A 4011-nucleotide genomic window follows, 5' to 3' on the forward strand; every position below is an offset into this window, starting at 1 on the left:
CGACACCCAGCAGGCCGCCCAGTACAGCGTGCTGCGGATCATGACCCACGAGATCGGGCACATCCTCGGCCTGCCGGGCGGCCAACCAGGCGGCCTCCCGGGCTCGGGCGCGGCGGCGGCGACGCCCGGCGAGGGCCTGGCCCCGCAGGTGCACGACGTACAGGGCCAGGAGCAGGAAGGTGACCCCGAAGCCGACCCAGAAGCCGGGGCTGACGAACAGCACGCCGATCAGCTCGACGACGTTGAGCAGCAGTAGGGCGGCGAGCACCCGGCGACGCCGGTACACGGCGGGGGTGTGCTGTCGGCGCGGCGGCGGGCGGCGACGGGACCGCTTCGGTGCGGCGGGCACGGCGCGCAGTCGACCGGAGCGGCGGACGGCCGGTGGCGCGGAGACCGGCGCGCTCAACGCGCCAGTAGTCGCATCTTCACTGAGGGTGACGACCAGTGAGCGCGGAGGATGGACGGGTCGCCGTCCGGGCACAGTGCGGCGCCGTCGGCGGCGCTGGAGCACCCGCGCCGTCGACTGCGCCCGCTCCGCCACCAGCCGCTCGGTGGCGTCGTACCGGCGAACCAACGCCGGGGCCAGGGCGAGCAGGCCGGCGGCGGCGAGGACGGCGAGGAGCACCGAGGTCGGCACCCTCACCCCTCCCGTCACCGAATTCGAAGCAACCGCCATCCGACCGCAGGATCTTCCATCGATCACGCCTGGGCGCGTGGATCGTCCGGCCGGGGAGCGCTTGCCGCAGCTTGCAGTTACTTGAGGTTACGGCGCACCGACCGTGATGCCACCGCGCCGCGCCGATCCCGTCCGTGGGACGAGTGGGCGGATGTCGGGAAATCCTCCTACCGCGCGTTGGCGCGAACCCGGTGCCAGCGGGCCAGCAGGCCACCCTCGGCGGCGATCTCCTCACTCGTCATCGCGTACCCGATGTGGTCCCGCCACGCGCCGTCGATGTGCATGTAGCGCACGTGGTACGCCTCCTCGCGGAAGCCCAGCTTCTCCACCACCCGGCGGGACGGCCGGTTCTCCGGACGGATGTTCACCTCCACCCGGTGCAGCCCGCCCGGCCCGAACGCGTGGTCCACGGCGAGCGCCAGCGCCGTCGGGATCACACCCTGGCCGGCGACCCGCGCGTCCACCCAGTAGCCGACGTAGCCGGAGCAGAGCGCCCGCCGCACGATGCTGCCCACGTTGATGTGCCCGACCAGCCGGTCCCGGTCGGCCTCACGCAGGCAGACCGCGAACGGCATGCCCTCACCCTCGCGGGCCGAACGCCGCTGGTCACGGTGCACCCAGCGGAACGCGGCCGGCGAGTTCATCTCGTCCCAACCGCCGGGCAGTGACGACTCCCAGGGTGCCAGCCAGGCCCGGTTGGCCCGTCGCACCTCCGACCACGCCGCCGCGTCGGAGCGCCGGTAGGGCCGCAGCAGCACTGGGCCGTCTGCCAGCTCCACCGGCCAGCCCGGTGCCCGCGCGGGTCCGAAGAGACTCACCCGCACAGTCTCCCGCGCGGGACCGTGTCGCGCGCAAGTAGCCCCACCACGTTCACCGCACAGATTCGACGATCACCCGACGCGGGCCGCGAGCGGACCGGCCGGAACGCGTCACCGGCGGCGGTCCAGCAGCAGGACGTCCACTGTGGAGCCGGCCGCGGCCGTGGTGACCCGCTCGCCGAGCACCAGCAGCCCGTTGGCCTCGGCCAACCCGGAGAGGGTGAACGGCCCCCCGCTGAGCGGCTGGACCGTGTACCCGCCGCCGCGTCGCTCGGCGACGTGCGCCGGCCGGAACTCGCGCAGCCCCGTCGGCGACGACACGGTCTCCAGCAGGTGTGCCCGCACACTGGGTCGGAACACCGGCTCGGCGCCGGCGAGCAGTTGGATGGCGGGGCGGGCCAGGACCTCGAAGCCGATCAACGCAGCGCCCGGGTCGCCGGGCAGGCAGACCACCGGCACCTCCTCGGCGCCGACCGTGCCGAACCCGAGCGCGGTGCCGGGATAGAGCGCCACGTCGGTGAAGGTGACCGGCCCGGCGCGACCGCCCTCACGGCGGGAGAGGATCCGACGCACCATGTCTCCGGGGCCGGTGCCGGTGCCCCCGGTCGTGATGATCAGGTCGGCGCGCAGCGTCTGGTCCTCCAACAGCCCGCGCAGCCCCTCCGGGTCGTCGTCGCAGATTCCCACCCGGTACGCCAGCGCGCCCACCTCGGCCGCCGCGGCGGTCAGCGCGTGCGAGTTCGCGTCCACCACTTGACCGGGCTGACTGCCCCGGCCCACGTCGACGAGTTCGTCACCGGTGGCCACGATGACCACCCGTGGACTGGGCCGGACCACGACGTGCCCGATGCCGGTCGCCGCGAAGACGGCGACCAGGGCCGGGGACACGTAGGTGCCGGCCCGCGCCAGCAGGGTGCCGGCGGGCAGCTCCTCACCCGCTCGACGTACCCCGTACCCCCGTTTGGGGGTGCGGAAGATCTCCACCGCGGCCATGCCCTGGTCGGTCCACTCCACCGGGACCACGACGTCAGCGGCGACCGGCAGCGGAGCCCCGGCGGCCACCGAGAAGCACGAGCCGGGGGTGAGCCGGACCGGCCGCCAGCTCGCGGCGCCGAGATCGCCGACCACGTTGAGCCGAATGGTGCGACCACCGGGCGTGCCGGAGGGGGCCGGGACGTAGCTCGGCCCCCGACCCCCTCCGGAAATGTCCTCCCAGCGCGCGGCGTAGCCGTCCACTGCCGCCTGGTCGAAGGCCGGGAAGGCGTGCGGCGCGACGACGTCCTCGGCGAGGACGTTGCCGTGCGCCTGGGTGAGGTCGAGGTCGAGTGGCGGCAGCGCGCGCAACCTGCGCAGCACGCTGCCCAGGTAGTCGGCGAGCGGCGTCAACTCGTTCGCGGCCGCCTCGGCGTCGGCCGTCGCGGTCATGTACCAGATCCGCCTGCCGCGTCGGCCTTGACGAAGTCGGCCAGCCAGGACCGGAACTCGGCACCGAGGTCGTCGCGCTCGGCGGCGATCTGCACCACCGTCTGGAGGTACCCCAGCGGCATGCCGGTGTCGTAGCGGGTGCCCCGGTAGACGATCGCGTGCACCGGGACGCCCTCGGTACGCAGCAGCTCCATCGCGTCGGTCAGCTGGATCTCGCCACCGCTGCCCGGCTTGGTCCGCCGGATCGCGTCGAAGATCCTGCCCGGCAACACGTAGCGGCCGAGCACCGCGAGGTTGCTCGGGGCGTCCTCGGGCTGCGGCTTCTCCACCATCCCGGTCACCCTGACGACCTCGCCGATGTCGGTCAGCTCCGACTCGGCCGGCTCGACGGAGGCGATCCCGTACCGCTTGGTCTCGGCCGGGTCGACCTCGAAGAAGGCGAGCACCACACCGCCGGTGCGGGCCTGCAACTCCAGCATCGCCGGCAGCAGCGGCTCCGACGGCTTGACGAACTCGTCGCCGAGCAGCACCGCGAAGGGCTGGTCGCCGACGTGCGACTCGGCGTACCCGATGGCGTGGCCGAGCCCGAGCTGCTCGGGCTGCCGCACTGTGTAGATCTCGGCCAGCTCGCTCGGCCGACGTACGGCGGCCAACCGCTCGGAGTCGCCCTTCTCCTCCAACCTGGTCTCCAGGTCCGGGCGACGGTCGAAGTGGTCCACCATCGACGTCTTACCCCGACCGGTGATCAGCAACACGTCACCGATGCCGGCCTGCGTGGCCTCCTCGACGATGTACTGCAACACCGGCCGATCCACCACTGGCAGCAGTTCCTTGGGCACCGCCTTGGTGGCCGGCAGGAACCGGGTGGCCAGTCCGGCGGCCGGGATGACGGCCTTGACCGCCAGGGGACGGCCAGTTGCGGCGACCGTCGATGAGGGGTTCGCTGAGTGCTCCGACATGCCGCGAGACTATCGGCCACGGGTCTGCCGCGGCGGGTGTGGCCCAGAAGACGCGCCGCCACCCGGCCCCGGCCGCGCCGCGTCCGGGCCGGCCCGCGCCGCGCCCGTCGCGCTGTCCGGCGTGTCGTCGGCC

General features: G+C 73.4%; 4 protein-coding genes. All 4 read right to left on the minus strand.

Annotation, left to right across the window (positions count from 1 at the left end):
• On the minus strand, positions 1 to 643 hold a 643-nt coding region (gene sepX, locus GUI43_RS33120; RefSeq protein WP_249037923.1), incomplete at its 3' end, for a divisome protein SepX/GlpR.
• Positions 644 to 843: 200 nt separating this feature from the next.
• Positions 844 to 1494 carry a GNAT family N-acetyltransferase gene (locus GUI43_RS33125; protein ID WP_091397273.1) on the minus strand — a complete coding sequence of 217 codons (651 nt, stop codon included), beginning with the start codon at positions 1492 to 1494 and terminating at the stop codon, positions 844 to 846.
• A gap of 111 nt (positions 1495 to 1605) precedes the next feature.
• On the minus strand, positions 1606 to 2919 hold the full coding sequence (locus GUI43_RS33130; protein WP_091394702.1) for a molybdopterin molybdotransferase MoeA: 1314 nt from the start codon (positions 2917 to 2919) through the stop codon (positions 1606 to 1608).
• Positions 2916 to 3878, minus strand: coding sequence for a UTP--glucose-1-phosphate uridylyltransferase (locus GUI43_RS33135; protein WP_112581658.1), 963 nt, complete (start codon positions 3876 to 3878; stop codon positions 2916 to 2918). The genes GUI43_RS33130 and GUI43_RS33135 overlap by 4 nt, the downstream gene beginning before the upstream one ends.
• Between the last annotated feature and the right edge of the window lie 133 nt (positions 3879 to 4011).

Origin of the sequence: Micromonospora noduli (genome assembly GCF_003264365.1) — a bacterium.
Lineage (GTDB): Bacteria > Actinomycetota > Actinomycetes > Mycobacteriales > Micromonosporaceae > Micromonospora > Micromonospora noduli.